General features: G+C 60.2%; 14 protein-coding genes. 6 read left to right on the top strand and 8 right to left on the bottom strand.

All coding sequences use genetic code 11. The features are described 5' to 3' along the window. Positions 1-86: 86 nt before the first annotated feature. Together ABAC402_RS22455 and ABAC402_RS22460 are read right to left on the bottom strand one after the other, a co-directional pair. Positions 87-575: a hypothetical protein gene (locus ABAC402_RS22455; RefSeq protein WP_031235053.1), complete on the bottom strand. Its 489-nt coding sequence runs from the start codon at positions 573-575 to the stop codon at positions 87-89. A 383-nt stretch (positions 576-958) separates the two neighbouring features. Next, positions 959-1,132: a hypothetical protein gene (locus ABAC402_RS22460; protein WP_155847274.1), complete on the bottom strand. Its 174-nt coding sequence runs from the start codon at positions 1,130-1,132 to the stop codon at positions 959-961. A 214-nt stretch (positions 1,133-1,346) separates the two neighbouring features. Between ABAC402_RS22460 and hisS the strand changes: the two genes are divergently transcribed. The 3 genes from hisS to ABAC402_RS22475 all read left to right on the top strand — a co-directional run bounded on the left by hisS (position 1,347) and on the right by ABAC402_RS22475 (position 5,669). Continuing rightward, complete coding sequence (hisS, locus tag ABAC402_RS22465; protein WP_023447880.1) at positions 1,347-2,819, top strand: histidine--tRNA ligase; 1,473 nt, start codon at positions 1,347-1,349, stop codon at positions 2,817-2,819. Between the two features lie 438 nt (positions 2,820-3,257). Next, positions 3,258-5,375, top strand: coding sequence for a M13 family metallopeptidase (locus tag ABAC402_RS22470; protein WP_023447882.1), 2,118 nt, complete (start codon positions 3,258-3,260; stop codon positions 5,373-5,375). Between the two features lie 66 nt (positions 5,376-5,441). Then, entirely contained in the window at positions 5,442-5,669 is a 228-nt protein-coding gene (locus ABAC402_RS22475) for a hypothetical protein (protein WP_023447883.1), read from the top strand. A 223-nt stretch (positions 5,670-5,892) separates the two neighbouring features. Here the strand turns inward: ABAC402_RS22475 and ABAC402_RS22480 are convergent, their stop codons facing one another. After that, positions 5,893-6,096 (bottom strand): hypothetical protein, encoded by a 204-nt coding sequence (locus ABAC402_RS22480; protein WP_023447884.1) that lies wholly within the window; start codon positions 6,094-6,096, stop codon positions 5,893-5,895. A 234-nt stretch (positions 6,097-6,330) separates the two neighbouring features. Here ABAC402_RS22480 and ABAC402_RS22485 point away from each other — a divergent pair, with 234 nt between their 5' ends. Both ABAC402_RS22485 and ABAC402_RS22490 read left to right on the top strand, forming a co-directional pair. Next, positions 6,331-6,969, top strand: coding sequence for a TetR/AcrR family transcriptional regulator (locus ABAC402_RS22485; protein WP_235079895.1), 639 nt, complete (start codon positions 6,331-6,333; stop codon positions 6,967-6,969). Further along, complete coding sequence (locus ABAC402_RS22490; RefSeq protein ID WP_155847275.1) at positions 6,966-7,196, top strand: hypothetical protein; 231 nt, start codon at positions 6,966-6,968, stop codon at positions 7,194-7,196. The genes ABAC402_RS22485 and ABAC402_RS22490 overlap by 4 nt, the downstream gene beginning before the upstream one ends. A 71-nt stretch (positions 7,197-7,267) precedes the next feature. Here the strand turns inward: ABAC402_RS22490 and ABAC402_RS22495 are convergent, their stop codons facing one another. After that, the gene (locus ABAC402_RS22495; RefSeq protein WP_023447887.1) at positions 7,268-9,382 is read right to left on the bottom strand and encodes a M13 family metallopeptidase; all 2,115 of its coding nucleotides are present in this window, start codon (positions 9,380-9,382) and stop codon (positions 7,268-7,270) included. A gap of 210 nt (positions 9,383-9,592) precedes the next feature. Between ABAC402_RS22495 and ABAC402_RS22500 the strand changes: the two genes are divergently transcribed. Next, a complete protein-coding gene (locus ABAC402_RS22500) occupies positions 9,593-11,533 on the top strand; it encodes a cation:proton antiporter (protein WP_235079896.1) in 1,941 nt (646 codons plus the stop codon). Positions 11,534-11,537: 4 nt separating this feature from the next. On the opposite strand, the gene ABAC402_RS22505 is transcribed toward ABAC402_RS22500, so the two are convergent. The 4 genes from ABAC402_RS22505 to ABAC402_RS22520 all read right to left on the bottom strand — a co-directional run bounded on the left by ABAC402_RS22505 (position 11,538) and on the right by ABAC402_RS22520 (position 14,140). After that, positions 11,538-11,909, bottom strand: coding sequence for a hypothetical protein (locus ABAC402_RS22505; protein WP_023447889.1), 372 nt, complete (start codon positions 11,907-11,909; stop codon positions 11,538-11,540). A gap of 114 nt (positions 11,910-12,023) precedes the next feature. Continuing rightward, positions 12,024-12,788, bottom strand: coding sequence for a prephenate dehydrogenase/arogenate dehydrogenase family protein (locus ABAC402_RS22510; RefSeq protein WP_023447890.1), 765 nt, complete (start codon positions 12,786-12,788; stop codon positions 12,024-12,026). A gap of 180 nt (positions 12,789-12,968) precedes the next feature. Further along, the gene (locus ABAC402_RS22515; RefSeq protein ID WP_023447891.1) at positions 12,969-13,715 is read right to left on the bottom strand and encodes a hypothetical protein; all 747 of its coding nucleotides are present in this window, start codon (positions 13,713-13,715) and stop codon (positions 12,969-12,971) included. A gap of 221 nt (positions 13,716-13,936) precedes the next feature. Next, entirely contained in the window at positions 13,937-14,140 is a 204-nt protein-coding gene (locus ABAC402_RS22520; protein WP_023447892.1) for a hypothetical protein, read from the bottom strand. Positions 14,141-14,354: the final 214 nt, after the last annotated feature.

The following is a 14,354-nucleotide window of genomic DNA, read 5'->3' on the forward strand; positions in this document are numbered from 1 at the left end:
CCGCCATTTCTGGCAATGACGAATACTTCAGATGCGAAAATTATTCAGCCACTTCAATGCCCTGCGCGTTGTTCACGGACGACTAGTTACCCTGCGCCGAATTCGATGATGCAGTCCAAACCGGACTCCGCCGTCGCCGGGGTGACAATGACGTCGATATTGTCGCTCAGCAGCAGCGACATATCCTGATAAGCCGTCGCCAGTTCGGCTTCGTTTTTCGCCGCCAGGATGGCGTCCATCTTGATGTTGAGATCCAGTGACACCCCTTTGAGGATGCACTTCAGGTCGCTGTCGGTACCGCGCGCCTTCAAATCCAGGTGCGCCTTCATATCATCCTCGGCCAAGGCACGGATATCACGGACAAAGGCGTCGAAGCCCGGACGGGCACGAGCGTCCAGGGACGGCGCAAAGCCATCCATCTGCGCTTTCAGTTGCGCGGCGCGGGTGACAAGGCCGGCATAGAAGGGCTCACGCGATATCGCGCTGGTCGCGGGCGTTTCCGGCAAGCTGGCGCACGAAACACCTGCGACGGCGCTCATGCCGAGCAGCGCCGCCAGGAATATGGCGTGTTTCATTGTGCGCTCCTTCACCAGTTCAGAATGATTCTGAAGAGACGTATCATTCTGCTTGATGTTTTTGGGACGCCTCATGCCCAAAAGTGGCAATTCACTCTTGGGCATGAGGCTTGGGTTGGAACGCATAGTGCAAATTTCCGGCCAAGAAAGCGTTAACAAGAAAGCGTTAACACGCACCTGCTCTTCCCCCTGCGACAGGCACAGGGGTGAAAGAGGGGGATGCTGGCCGTCACCAGAGCGAAATGGGTTTTGATGGAATCAAAACATCGCTCCAGGTTTCTGTTTTGTCGCGCAATTTTTCCAAAAACGGGAGCGCCCGTGCGATGGCGTCCTTTTTATCGGATTGCGCTCCAGACGGCCACTGTCTGGCAGAAATCCGGTCGTCAGTACTGGACTTGTGTCCGCTCGGATTGTGTCCGGCACTCGATGCCGCCACTGCAGCCGCCGTTGTCGAAAGCCATGAATGCCCAGCCGACAGCACCGATCAGAGCCGTCGCACCTAACGCAGCAATCACAAAACGCGAGACACTTTCCATTGCATGGGAACGCTTGCTCATAGTTTTGCCCTCCTTTAAGGGAGCCTCATGTTTACCACCCTTTCGCCACATTTAACAGTGCGTTACCTGATTTTTTTGACATAGGTGTCAAAATACCGAACTATGATCATTTTCCCCATACAGGCGAACAATTTGCGAATAATCCCGATCATCCCCGGGCGTCGAAAAGCGGCCTTGCCTTGTCCTTTAAGGCTGCATGGGCTAAGGCGCAGACATGACAGATCAAGCTCCCCAATCCCGCCCCGAACCCCGCGCGCCGCGCGGATTCACCGATAAACGTGCCGGCCAGATTGCGCTCGAACGCCGACTGGTCGAGACCGTCACCAAGGTCTACGAAGACTTTGGTTTCGAAGCCCTGCAGACCCCGGCTTTTGAATATGCCGATGCGCTCGGCAAGTTCCTGCCCGATTCCGACCGGCCCAATGTCGGCGTCTTCGCACTTCAGGACGATGACGATCAATGGATGGCACTGCGCTACGACCTGACCGCGCCCCTGGCCCGATTCGCCGCCCAGAACTGGGACAGCCTGCCCAAGCCGTTCCGCCGCTATGCTTTCGGTCCGGTGTACCGCAACGAAAAGCCCGGTCCCGGCCGTCTGCGTGAGTTTATCCAGTGCGATGCCGACACTGTCGGCAGCGACCGGCCGGAAGCCGATGCGGAGATCATTGCGCTGGCCGTGGCAGGCTTCAAGGCGGCCGGCGTACCGGCTCTTCTGCGCGTCAACAATCGCAAACTGCTCAACGGCCTGCTCACCAGTCTGGGCGTCACCCACGCTGGCGAACAAATGGCGGTACTGCGCGCCATTGACAAACTCGATCGCCTGGGGATTGCGGGCGTCGAACTGTTGCTGGGCAAGGGCCGCAAGGACGACAGCGGCGACTTCACCAAGGGCGCCGGACTGAACGAAACTGCGATTCGTCCGGTCCTCGACTTCGTTATGGCCGCCGACGGCGGCGCAGCGCGCGCGCTGGTCTTGCAGCGCCTGGGTAATGTGCTGGCCAATTCGGCGGAAGGACAGGCCGGACTGGAAGACCTGACGCGCATCGATACCGCCCTGACGGCTTTGGGCGTGTCCGACAGTGCCGCGGTGTTCGAACCGTCGATCGTGCGCGGGTTGGAATACTATACCGGCGCCGTGTTCGAAGCCGAGCTGCTGCTGGAGACGCGTGACGAAAAAGGCGAACTGGTTCGCTTCGGCAGCGTCGGCGGCGGCGGCCGCTATGACGACCTGGTGGCGCGCTTCACCGGCGAACGCATTCCGGCGACCGGCTTCTCGTTCGGCGTGTCGCGCCTTGCCGCAGCCCTTCGCCTGGTCGAGGGCGAAAAGGCGACAGCGGCGCGCGGCCCGATCGTCATCATCAACTTTTCCGAAGCCGACATGGGCGCCTATTTCCAGATGGCCGCGGAGGTCCGCAGGGCTGGCTTGGCGGTGGAGGTTTATCTCGGCCGGTCGGGCATGAAGGCCCAGATGAAGTATGCCGACCGGCGCCTGTCGCCAGCGGCCGTAATGATCGGCGAGGACGAACTAAAAAGTGGTACCGTTACCATAAAGGACCTCGATTTAGGTCGCGATTTATCGTTGCAAATTAGTGACAATAAGGCCTGGCGCGAAGGTCGCCCAGGGCAGGTGACCTTGCCCCGGGCAGACGCTATCAACTATCTGAAAAATATCGCAAAAAACGACTGACACCGTTGTCAAATCCGGGGCGTTTTTTGACCGATTTGGTTGAGACTGATACAAGCTTGGCCAGGGTCAGAATAATTTTGACATAATGTGAGAAATCATTGTTGACACGGTAGGGAGAAATCTGGTTATTGCGGTCTCAAGAGAACGGAACTTCTCCCGCAGAGAGAAGTCGGTTCCAGCGTTTCGGGGAGGAAACGCTCGTTTAAAATAAAACAGAAAGCTCGCCGCGTGGTATCCCCCTCGGCGGGCTTTTTTTTGCGTCGAATTGTGGCGGTTTTGACGAGATTGTCAAATCTTAGAGAAAAGTTAAGTTTTTTTGCTAACGCCTCAACGCATTAAGAAAATTTCATGATACAATTGGTCTGATTTGTATCAATGTCGACGCCGGCTGTTATCCAGGCGCCGGGGACATGTGCGCCGTTTTGTGAAAGACCTTCCATGCGCATATTTCGTACCCGCCTGCTGACGTCCGCAATCGTGCTCGGCTTGCCTCTCGTGGCTGCGCCGGCCCTGGCCTATGTTTCGCCCGCGCCTCCGGAAATCTCCCACCGCCTGGTGGCCGATCCGGCGCCCGGCGCGGCCGAACCGGTCACCTCGATCGAAGCCAAGCGTTACGGCACCTGGGGCTTCGCCATCGACGGCATGGACCCGGCCGTCGAGCCCGGCGACAACTTCTTTGAATATGCCAACGGCACCGCCCTCAAGAACATGCAGATTCCAGGCGACCAGCCGGGCTATGGCAGCTTCAACATCCTCTATGACCTGTCAGAAGTGCGCCTGAACGCCCTGATCACCGGCCTGGCGGCGCGCACCGACCTGAGCGGCGAAGACCTGAAGATCGCCGACATGTACCGAAGCGTCATGAACAAGGACCTGAAGAACCAGCGCGACGTGGCGCCCTTCGCGCCCCAACTGCGGCAGATCTCGAACATAAAGACCAAGGCCGAGATGGCGGCCTATATGGGCTGGACCTCAAAGGGTTTCGGCTCGTCATTTTTTGACCTGTCGGTCTATGACGATGCCAAGAAGCCCGGCTATTACGCCGTGCAACTGACCCAGGGCGGTCTGGGTCTGCCCGACCGCGACTACTATCTGTCGGAGACCTATGCCGACAAGAAGGCGGCCTACCAGGCCTATGTCACCGACCTGCTGCGCATGGTGGCCTATCCCAATGCAGCCCAGGCGGCGGCGGACATCGTCGCCCTGGAAACTGAGATCGCCAAGGTTCACTGGACCAAGATCGAAAGCCGCGACGATACCAAGACCTATAACCCGATGGCGCTGAAGGACCTGAACACCTACGCACCGGGCTTTGGCTGGGATGGCTTCTTCAAGGCTGCCGGCGCCGCTGGGGCGCAAAAGGTCATTGTCGGCCAGAACACCGCCTTCCCCAAGATTGCCAGGATTTATGCCGACACCCCGCTGGAAACCCTGAAGGCATGGGAGACCTTTCGCGCCGCCGACCAGGCCGCTGCCTATCTGTCGGACCGCTTCTATTCGCGCCGCTTCGATTTCCGTTCCAAGGCGTTGTACGGTGTCCAGGAACAACGACCGTTGTGGAAGCGCGCCATTTCGATCACGGGCGAACGCATGGGCGAATCGCTGGGCAAGGCCTATGTCGACGACTATTTCCCAGCCGAATCCAAGGCCCAGATGGAGGCCCTGGTCGCCGACCTGCTGGCCGCCATGAAGATCCGTATCGAGAATCTGCCGTGGATGAGTGCCCCCACCAAGGCCAAGGCGCTGGAAAAGCTGGCCACCTTCGGCGTCAAGATCGGTTATCCTGACGCGTGGCGGTCGTATGAGGCGCTGGTAGTCAAGCCAGACGACCTGTACGGAAATATCGAACGCTCGTCAGTGTTCGAATGGGACTATCAAATCGCCCGGATCGACCAGCCAATCGACCCAGGCGTGTGGGAAATGTTCCCCCAGGACGTCAACGCCTATTATTCACCGACCAAGAACGAAATCGTCTTCCCGGCGGCCATCCTGCAGCCGCCCTTCTTCGATGCGAAAGCCGACCCGGCGGTCAATTACGGCGCCATCGGCGGCGTCATCGGCCATGAAATCGTCCACGGCTTTGACGATCAGGGACGCAACTATGACGCCAATGGCGTGTTGACCGACTGGTGGACCGCCGAGGATTCGGCCAAGTTCGACGCTGAGGCCAAGAAGCTGGGCGCCCAGTACGACGCTTTTGAACCGTTGCCGGGTATCCATATCCAGGGCGGTCTGACCATGGGCGAGAACATCGCCGACCTGGGCGGTATCCTGCTGGGCCTCGACGCCTACAGAATCTCACTTAAGGGCCAGCCGTCGCCGGTCCTCGACGGATTTACCGGCGAACAGCGCGTCTTCTTAGGGTTCGCCCAGGTGTGGCAGACCAAGTATCAGCCCGACTTCATCAAGTTCGTGGTGGCTTCCGACCCGCACTCGCCGGACAATTTCCGCGCCATCGGTCCGGTACGCAATGTCGACGCCTGGTACACCCTGTTCAATGTCAAGGAAAGCGACACCTACTACCTCAAGCCCGAGGATCGCGTGAAGATCTGGTAGGGGCTGCTTTGTCAACAGACCGTCCCGCCTAAGGACGGTGGCGCCCGGAGAGCCTGTTGAGGACGTGTGAAACGGTATCTGACCGTGGTCAGCCTGGTCGCCACCTTTGGCGGCCTGGCCGTGACTTTTGTGGTGTTTGCCATATTCTGCTGGCTGGCCAGCCGGAAGGATGGCCTTGAGCTGTTGCTGGACTCAGCCTGGGGCGCCGGCTTGCTGGTGGCCTTCGTGGTGAGCGTCGTCGCCGGAATTGCCGGCGTAGCGGGCCTTTTGATGGCGCAGCAAAAGTCCGGGTAGGGATACCGTTCGCTTTCCGGGTAATCTTGAACCCGCCGCGAAGCGGTTATTTAGCAAACGGAGTCCACAGATTGCACAGATTAGAAATTTTTGTAAGAAATTCGTACAATCGAATCTGTGCAATCTGTGTAATCTGTGGACCGACTTACTTGGAAAACATTCCGCTACACGGCGGGTTCCTGATGGGTGGGGAATCCGTGTCCGTCCGGGTTAAAATTCCGGCTTAAACCGGATCCATATACCGGCGGATGCGACCGGCATCCGACGCGCCATCGGTCGGCTTGTAGTTCAGCAAATTGGCCAGATCGGCCGTCAGCTTGTCGGCATTTTCTTTCAGCTTCGGGTTGGTCTCAATACCGTGAGCCATGGCCTGATAGGACGCAACGCAGGCCAGCACGGACACAACGATCAGAATCAAGCGCTTCATGGTTCCGCCTCCTGCGGAAATGTGTTGAAGGCAGGAGAGGTGAAGGTTACGTGGCCGCCCTCACCTCTCCCTGGGTAATCCCCCCAAAGCTCCCCCCGGGGTGTGAACAAATCGCTTCATCACCGGGGCTTTTGGTGATATGAACGTCGTTCACGATCCTCTTGTAGCATATTTTGAACCGCGTTCAATATAAAAATGAACGTCGTTCATAACATTTCCCAGAAGAGCCGAACCATGGCCCCAAAACCCGTCGCGAAAACCGCCACACCCACGACTGTAACCCCCACCACCCTGTCCAAGCGCCAGGCGCAACTGGAAGCGCTAATGGCCGCTGCCGAAAAGCGCATCTGCGATTCCGGCCTGCAGAGCCTGAAGGCGCGCGACCTGGCGGCCGATATCGGCATTGCCCTGGGCGGTCTCTATAATATCGTCGCCGATATGGACGCCCTGCTGCTGCTGGTGTCGTCGAAGACCCTGAGACGCCTGGGCGAGGCGGCGACCGAGCGCACCGGCCACCTGCCGAATGCGACGCGCGAAGAGGCCATCGAACGCCTGGTGGCGGTCGCGCACACCTATCTTGATTTCGCCCGCAACAACCTGCCGTTATGGCGGATGATCTTCGAACTGCGGCTGGATTCGCCCTTGCCGGAGTGGGCGGCTCAGGACCAGCTACGGCTGTTCCGCCATATTGCCGAACCTTTGAGTGTGATCATGCCAGACCTCGACGGGCGCGCGCTGGTAATCCGGGCGCGGACCCTGTTCGCGGCGGTGCATGGGATTATCTCGATCGGTCTGGAAGAGCGGCTCATTGCCGTGCCGGTACAAAAACTAAGCGACGAAATCGCCTGGCTGACCCGGGCGGCGTGCCGGTGAAACCGACGACGCTGCCGGCCTGGATGATACTGTGGTGCCTTGCCGCGATGCTGATGGCCTTCGCTGTGATGATGGCCGTTTCAGAGGGACACGTGATGTGGCTCGGCATGGGCACCTATATTGCTTTTGCCGTCTGCCAGATGGTCCTGTTGGGCGCGCCGGTGTTGGTGCTGGCTGGCGCCGTCTGGTGGACAATAGGTCTGCTCAGGCAACGCGGACGGCATTAATAAACCGGCCGATGCGGGGTTCCGCAGCGACCGGCGCTGTCAGGTTTCCGGGTGCAGGGTCCGTGACCCTGCTACCAGATGCGGACACGGTCTTCGGGCTTCAGGAAGTACTTGCCGTCAAACACCTTGAACGCGTCGTACCAGGCATCGATGTTGCGCGCGGGCCCCAGAGCGCGGAACTCGTCCGGCGAATGTGAGTCGACGGCCAGCAGTTGGATCATGGTCGCTTCGCGGCGTTTGGAACGCCACACCTGACCGGCCGCCAGAAAGACGCGCTGGTCGCCGGTAAAGCCGTCCAGCACCGGGGCTTCCTTGCCGTCCAGAGAGAGGCGGTAGGCATCCAGCGCGATCATCAGCCCTGCGAGATCCGCGATGTTCTCGCCCATGGTCAGGCCGCCCTGGACCTTATGGCCAGGCACCGGCTCAAACGCGTCGTACTGGGCGCCGAGCTTTGTCGCCTGCACTGTAAACTTGTCGGCGTCTTGCGCGGTCCACCAGTCGGTCAGCACACCGTCGCCGTCATAGTTGCGGCCCTGGTCATCGAAGCCATGGCTGATTTCGTGACCGATAACCGAACCGATGCCGCCGTAATTGACCGCCGCGTCGGCTTCCGGGTCGAAGAAGGGCGGCTGCAGGATGGCGGCCGGAAAGACGATCTCGTTCTGGGTCGGCGAATAGTAGGCGTTGACAGTCTGTGGTGTCATTCCCCATTCCAGCCTGTCAACGGGCTGGTCGACCTTGGACACCTGGAAGGCCCAATTGAAGGCGCTGGTGCGCTCCTGATTGCCGTAGAGGTCGCCGGCCTCGATGGTCAGGCCGGAATAGTCGCGCCACTTGTCGGGATAGCCGATCTTGACGACGAACTTGGAGAGCTTTTCCTGCGCCTTGGCCTTGGTGTCCGGCGACATCCAGGTCAGGTTATCGATGCGGATCTTCATGGCGCTCAGCAGGTCGTCGACCAGGGCCTTCATCTTGGCCTTGGATTCGGCCGGGAAGTACTCGGCGACATAGGTACGCCCCAGGGCTTCACCCAGGGAGCCTTCGACCGCCGAGATGGCGCGCTTCCACCGCGGGCGTTGTTGCTTCTGGCCACCAAGCTCTTTCGAGCGGAAGGTCCAGGCGGTGCGCACGAAGCGTTCTGACAGATAGGGTGCCGCCTCATCGACGACGCGGAAGGTTTCCCACGCTTTGAGCGTTTCCAGCGGCGTGTCGGCGAAGACCTGGGCGATCTTCGGGAAGGCCGTGTTTTCACCGACCACCACCTTCGAAGCCTTGTCGAGCTGGGCGCCCTTGAAAAAGGCCGCCCAGTCGAAGCCCGGCGCATACTTGGCCAGTTCGGCGCGAGAGAATGGATTGTACGTTTTCGTCGAGTCGCGGCGCTCGATGCGTGTCCACGACACTTCGGCGATCTTCGTCTCCATGGCGACGATGTCCTTCGCCGCCTGGGCGGCGTTGGGATAACCCACCAGGCGCAGCATGTCGGCGACGTAGATCTCGTACTTGGCCTTCTTGTCGGCGAAGTTTTCCTTCAGGTAATAGTCGCGATCAGGCAGGCCCAGGCCGGACTGAACCATGTTGACGACATTGACGCGCGGGTTCTTTTCGTCGGCGGCGACATAGGCGCCGAAGAAGGACGAACCGAAGGTGCCTGAGCTCCTGCCCATCCACGCGGCCATCTCGGACCTGGTCTTGATACTCCGCACCGAAGCCAGCAGGGGTGCCAGGGGGGCGGCGTCGCGCGCCTCGATGATCTGAGTATCCATCATGGACCTGTACATGGCCGCGATCTTGGCATCGTCGCCGGTCAGGTCGTTGCGCGCGGCCAGTTTTTCGATGATGGCCTGGGAGCGCGCCTCCGAAAGGTCCAGCAGCTTGTAGGCGACGCCGTAGGAGGTCTTGTCGGCCGGGATTTCCATGCCGTCCAGCGCCTTGCCGTTAACATAGCGGAAGAAGCTGTCGCCCGGCTTGACCGATGTGTCCATGCCCTCGAGATCGACGCCCCAGGTGCCAAAGCGGGCCGCTGTTGTCAGATCGCCGCCATCGGCCTTGTCAGCAGCCAGATAGGCTTCCAGCCCGTGCAGGCTGTGCTGGGTCCGCTCTGTGGCCAGGCCGTTGTCGGCCGCCAGCACGGGGGATGTGACCAGGGCCAGAGCCGTCGTCAGGGTGAGGAGTTTGAGAAGACGCATGGTAAGCCCCTTGTCCGGATGCGGAGTTCCGGTTGGAATTAAGTCTTTCCGCCACACTATCGCCTTTATGCGCGGGGGCAACGTGAAATTTCGTTCATGTAATGCTGAACGTAGGGCATGGTTTTTCAATTTTCGCCACTTTTGGGGTTACATTCTCGCCTGCCTTCCCGCATAGTTTGTAAATCCACGGAAATCTTGAATGGAATGCGCATGATCTCGTCTGCCCCCGGCCTGCCCGCCCCGGACTTTCCCGCCCCAGACTTTCCCACCCCAGACTTGCCCGCCCCTGACTTAAGTGTCGTGGCCATGCACGTGGTGCAGACGCCCGGCCATGGGGCGGGAGATGGCAATGGCGCCTATCTTTTCATCATTGTTTTCCTGCTGGCGTCCGCGGTCATCGTGCCGATCTTCCAGCGCTACAAGATTTCGTCCGTGCTCGGATTCTTGCTGGTCGGGGTGATGCTGGGACCAGACGTCTTCGGGCGCATCTCCAGCCACATGTCGTGGCTCGACGATTTTTCCGTGATGCAGTCCAGCGCGGTACATCAACTGGCCGAACTGGGCGTCGTCTTCCTTCTGTTTTCCATCGGGTTGGAACTGACGTTCGAGCGTCTGAAGTCGATGCGGCGGCTGATCTTCGGCCTGGGCGGTTCCCAGCTGGTGCTGTCGGCGATCGTGCTGACTTGCCTGTTCGCCACTCTCGGCCAAAGCTGGACCGCCGCCGCCATGCTCGGCATGGCCCTGGCGCTGTCGTCAACGGCCGTGGTCATTCCCGTCCTCGCAGACCGCAAGGCACTGCGCACCACGGCAGGACGCTCAGTTTTTGCCGTCCTGCTGGCCCAGGACCTGAGTGTGGCGCCGATCCTTATCACGGTCACCATGCTGGCCGGTGCCGCCAACGGCACATCCCAGGGGCTGAGCGGGCTGCTGGCCCTGATCCCCGCCCTGATCGGCATGGCGATTCTGGTCATCGGCGGCCGCTGGCTGCTAAGGCCACTGTTCAACACCGCCGCGGTGTCGAACAGTCGCGAACTGTTCATGGCAGCCTGTCTTCTGGTCGTCGTGTTGTCGGGTCAGATTTCTGTCATGGCCGGCATGAGCATGGCGCTGGGGGCCTTCGTCGCCGGCGTGCTGCTGGCCGAGACTGAGTATCGCCGCGAGATCGAAGTGATGATCGAGCCGTTCAAGGGTCTGCTGCTGGGCCTGTTCTTCGTGACCGTCGGGGCACGGCTGGAATTCGCCACCTTCCTGGCCAGTCCGGGCCTGGTCCTGGGGCTGGCGGTGGGTTTGATTGCCATCAAGGCGGCCCTGATCTATCCGCTTGCCCGGTCGTTCGGCCTGTCGCCCCGCAGCGCGGTGGAAACCGCTGCCGTACTGGGGCCAGCGGGAGAATTTGCCTTTGTCATAATCGACGAGGCCATCGGCCATAGGGTGATGAGCGCCGGCTTCGGCCAGGCGGTCATCCTGGCGGCCATTCTGTCGATGTTCAGCATTCCGTTCCTTGCGGCGATCGCCAGCCGTATTGGCAAGCAGGTCCAACCGCAGAAGACGACGGAAGCGCCCGAGATATCGCCCGAAGCCGAAGCGGTCGCCAAGGTCATTGTTGTCGGCTTCGGCCGCGTCGGCGCCCTGGTCGCCGACATGCTGGGCCAGCACAGCATTCCGTTCACCGTGGTCGATTTCAATCCGCAGGTCGTTCAACGCGCACGCGCCGCCGGGCTGGAGGCCTGGTACGGCAATGCTTCTGTGGCCGATTTTTTGCTGCGGATGGGGATCGAAAAGGCGCGTGCGGTCGTGGTGACGGCGTCCAATCCGACCTTTACTGACCAGTGCGTCAAATGCATCCGCTCGGTACGCGACGACGTCCACGTCATTGTCCGCGCCCGCGACGCCGAACATGCCCAGCGCCTGTACCAGATGGGTGCGACCGATGCCGTCCCGGAAACCATCGAGGCCTCGCTGCAACTGGCGGAAAACACCCTGATCGACCTGGGCGTGCCGATGGGGCTGGTCCTGGCCTCGGTACACGAACGCCGCGACGTCTTCCGTGAGATGTTTGGCATCCGCGGCACCAGCAGTTCGGAGATATTGCGGGCCGCGCAATCGCGGGTCGCCGGAAAAGATGCGGCGGTGGTGGAGCCAGCACCCTGAAGGTTCAGGCGCAATACTGGGCCAGCAGGTCGTCAATTTCCTGCGACTGCTGCTGAATCTCGGACTGAAGCCCGTTGAGCTCAGTGACTTGTGCCTCGCGGTCGCCGGCGCTCAGCGTGTTGTCATCGACAACGACCTGGCGATACCGGTCGAGCAATCCGACAGTGACCGCCAGTTCCTCGCCGGCTTTTTTCAGGTGTGGACAGGTACCGGGCATATTGCCGGCAGTGACTTCGGCCGAAGCCTGGCCCAGCGCGACATTGCTGGCTTCCAGGTGCGCAATGGTTTGCGCTTCCAGCGAAGCTTTGCTATCGGCGGCCACGGCCGTCGTGGCAAACAGGGCCAGTGAAAAGGTCAGGATCGCTAAATGCCGCATGGTGGCCTCCTTTTTCCTGGGAGGCTAACACCGAACAGGTGTCTGTAAGAGTTACAATCTCTGTAAGCCTGGAGCCCAATCCGACAATATGTGCAGCACTTTGCCGATTGCGCTCTAGTTACCGCTGCCGTCGTGGGCTTCCAGGCGGTTGCGCAGCGAATCGATCTCGTGGAAAAAACGCCGCCGGACCTCGGCTGCGAACGGATTGTCGCGCTCGATACTGAGGAACAGTTCGTCGGAATCCGCGGCAACCAGGCCGATACCCTGCATCAGAAAGTCGTACGACCGCGTCGTGTGCACGGTAGGCAGGGGCTCCAGACCCGACATGACCTTGGCAATCAGGTGGGTCAGGCCCTGGACAGCGGCCAGGGCCTTGTCATGTTGTTCCGGTGTCGCCACCGAAACCTTCAGGTCAAGGGTTTCGCGGAAGAAGCGCAGGATCGGGTCCAGCCGGCGGATCCGCACAGGGCAGACGACGATTTCCAGGTCATGGATGCCCTTTCGCGCCGACTGCGGCCCGAACAGAGGATGGGTGCACAGGATATAGGTGCTTTTGGGCAGGGTGGCTTCCAGCCACATCGCCGGCTTCATCTTGACCGATCCGACGTCGATGACCATGGCGCGCGGATGGACCAGGGGCGCAATCTTTTCGGCAACGGCCTTCATGGCGCGGATCGGGACCGCCAGGACGACGATGCGACAGGCGGCAGCCTCTTCCAGACTGACCATGTGAACATTGTGCCGCCGGGCGAAGGCGCGGGCCTGAGAACTCGGGTCATAGGCGTAGATGTCGAAATAGGGCGACAGGTGCTTGACGATCAGGCGGCCGAACGCACCTAACCCGAACAGTCCCAGCTTCTCGACCCGTTTTGTGAGCACCGCCCCGCCTCATATCGTTTTTGAATGGGCGCCCTTATCATACGGCCAGGGGTGTGGCGAGACAAAACGCGCACGGCTGGCGCGATGTCGGCACGTTTTTTGCGCAATTTTCAGCTCGAGTGTGAAGACGTGCCTCATCGGCGACGTGATCAGGGAATAGAATTGCAAGCCTGCGTCACCCTACTCCGCCGAGCGATCGTCGCCGCGGTAGATACGTTTTTTCTTGTTCTTGTTAGGCTTTCCATCGTGCGGGGCCTCGGCGGCCACCTGGGCCGGCGTTTTGGTCAGTTCCTCGAGTGCTATGCCGCCGTCGCCATTGGCGTCAAGGATCGAAAAGCGCTGTTCGCTGGCGGCAACCCATTCGACGTCGGACACCTTGAAGTCGAGGTTGGAATCAGCGGCACGTACCGGTTGCGGCTCGTCGATCAGGCTGTATTGTGACGCGCCCTGAACCGTCTTGACGTAGCGGTTTTGCGCCGCGCCGCGGTCAATGTCCATGGTCGGATCGGACTTGCGGACGAAGACCTTGGGCTGGCGGATACGCGGGTCGACACGGGTGATTTCCGGCGCCACCTGGGTTTCGTAGCGGGTGTTTTCCGGGCTGTTGATGACCGTATCCTTGTTCTGGTCCAGCAGGATGAAAAAGGCCATGCTGTCGATCAGGAATTCTTCGTGGCTGATCTTACCGTCCTTGTCGCGGTCGGCCTGGGTGAACCAGGCATCCTTGGGATAGGGATCTGAGGACTTGGCGCGGAAAGGTTGACCCGCCGGCGAAAAAAAGACGTTCAGGCCGGCCGGAACCAGCGGCGCCTGCGCCGCAGCAACGCCGGCTGTGGCCAGAAAGATCGGGGCCAGAAAGATCGGGGCCAGAAAGATCGGGGCCAGAAAGATCGGGGCCAAAGCGAGGGTAGCGGCGAAAAGGCGCATTTGCAGCTCACATAGACGGAGACGATGGAAAAGGTCTAGGTAGGCTTTATGGTCAATTTCAGGCGCACCCGCAACCATGCTGTCGCAAAGCCCCGGGTCGTCCGACGACTTGACGGTCTGTTTAAAACTCCTGGCGACGATTTGGGCAGTGTTTCGGGCGCAGGCGTGTGCCCGGCAAACCAGGCTGGCGCGGCAAGGTATTCAGCGATTTAGAGGGGATATCAGATCTTTCCGTCAAAGAACTCGCGCTTCACGGATGCCCAGATGTATTCGAGCACCAGGAAATAGAAGGCGGTTCGGACATAGCGGCTTGTGTCGAATACGGTGTAATATTCAATGACAATGGCAAAAACCAAAACCAGGCTCATGATGCAGCCGGCAATGATCAGGCGCTTCGGCTTCACGAGTTTTTCGACAAGGGTCATCTACGCGAACTCAGCTATTTGACAAAATTGACATAAGGAAAAGCCTAACACGGCATCCTTGCCGGGCCGTTAACACGCCGCTCTTGACTATGGCACCCTATGCCCTGTGGCCGAATCCGCCAGTCCTGCTTATCATTTTTTTGCCCAGCCCCGCCCTTCGTCCCCGGCATCGGGCGCTCGTCCCGAGGTGGTGGCGAACTGCACCGCAGGGTCT

The sequence above is a fragment of the Asticcacaulis sp. AC402 genome, from assembly GCF_000495835.1.
Lineage (GTDB): Bacteria > Pseudomonadota > Alphaproteobacteria > Caulobacterales > Caulobacteraceae > Asticcacaulis.

Coding starts and splice junctions, on each gene's coding strand:
- ABAC402_RS22495 (WP_023447887.1), bottom strand. CDS start 9,382: ATGCGTCTTCTCAAACTCCTCACCCTGACGACGGCTCTGGCCCTGGTC.
- ABAC402_RS22480 (WP_023447884.1), bottom strand. CDS start 6,096: ATGAAGCGCTTGATTCTGATCGTTGTGTCCGTGCTGGCCTGCGTTGCG.
- ABAC402_RS22500 (WP_235079896.1), top strand. CDS start 9,593: ATGATCTCGTCTGCCCCCGGCCTGCCCGCCCCGGACTTTCCCGCCCCA.
- ABAC402_RS22470 (WP_023447882.1), top strand. CDS start 3,258: ATGCGCATATTTCGTACCCGCCTGCTGACGTCCGCAATCGTGCTCGGC.
- ABAC402_RS22520 (WP_023447892.1), bottom strand. CDS start 14,140: ATGACCCTTGTCGAAAAACTCGTGAAGCCGAAGCGCCTGATCATTGCC.
- ABAC402_RS22485 (WP_235079895.1), top strand. CDS start 6,331: ATGGCCCCAAAACCCGTCGCGAAAACCGCCACACCCACGACTGTAACC.
- ABAC402_RS22460 (WP_155847274.1), bottom strand. CDS start 1,132: ATGAGCAAGCGTTCCCATGCAATGGAAAGTGTCTCGCGTTTTGTGATT.
- ABAC402_RS22505 (WP_023447889.1), bottom strand. CDS start 11,909: ATGCGGCATTTAGCGATCCTGACCTTTTCACTGGCCCTGTTTGCCACG.
- ABAC402_RS22515 (WP_023447891.1), bottom strand. CDS start 13,715: ATGCGCCTTTTCGCCGCTACCCTCGCTTTGGCCCCGATCTTTCTGGCC.
- hisS (WP_023447880.1), top strand. CDS start 1,347: ATGACAGATCAAGCTCCCCAATCCCGCCCCGAACCCCGCGCGCCGCGC.
- ABAC402_RS22455 (WP_031235053.1), bottom strand. CDS start 575: ATGAAACACGCCATATTCCTGGCGGCGCTGCTCGGCATGAGCGCCGTC.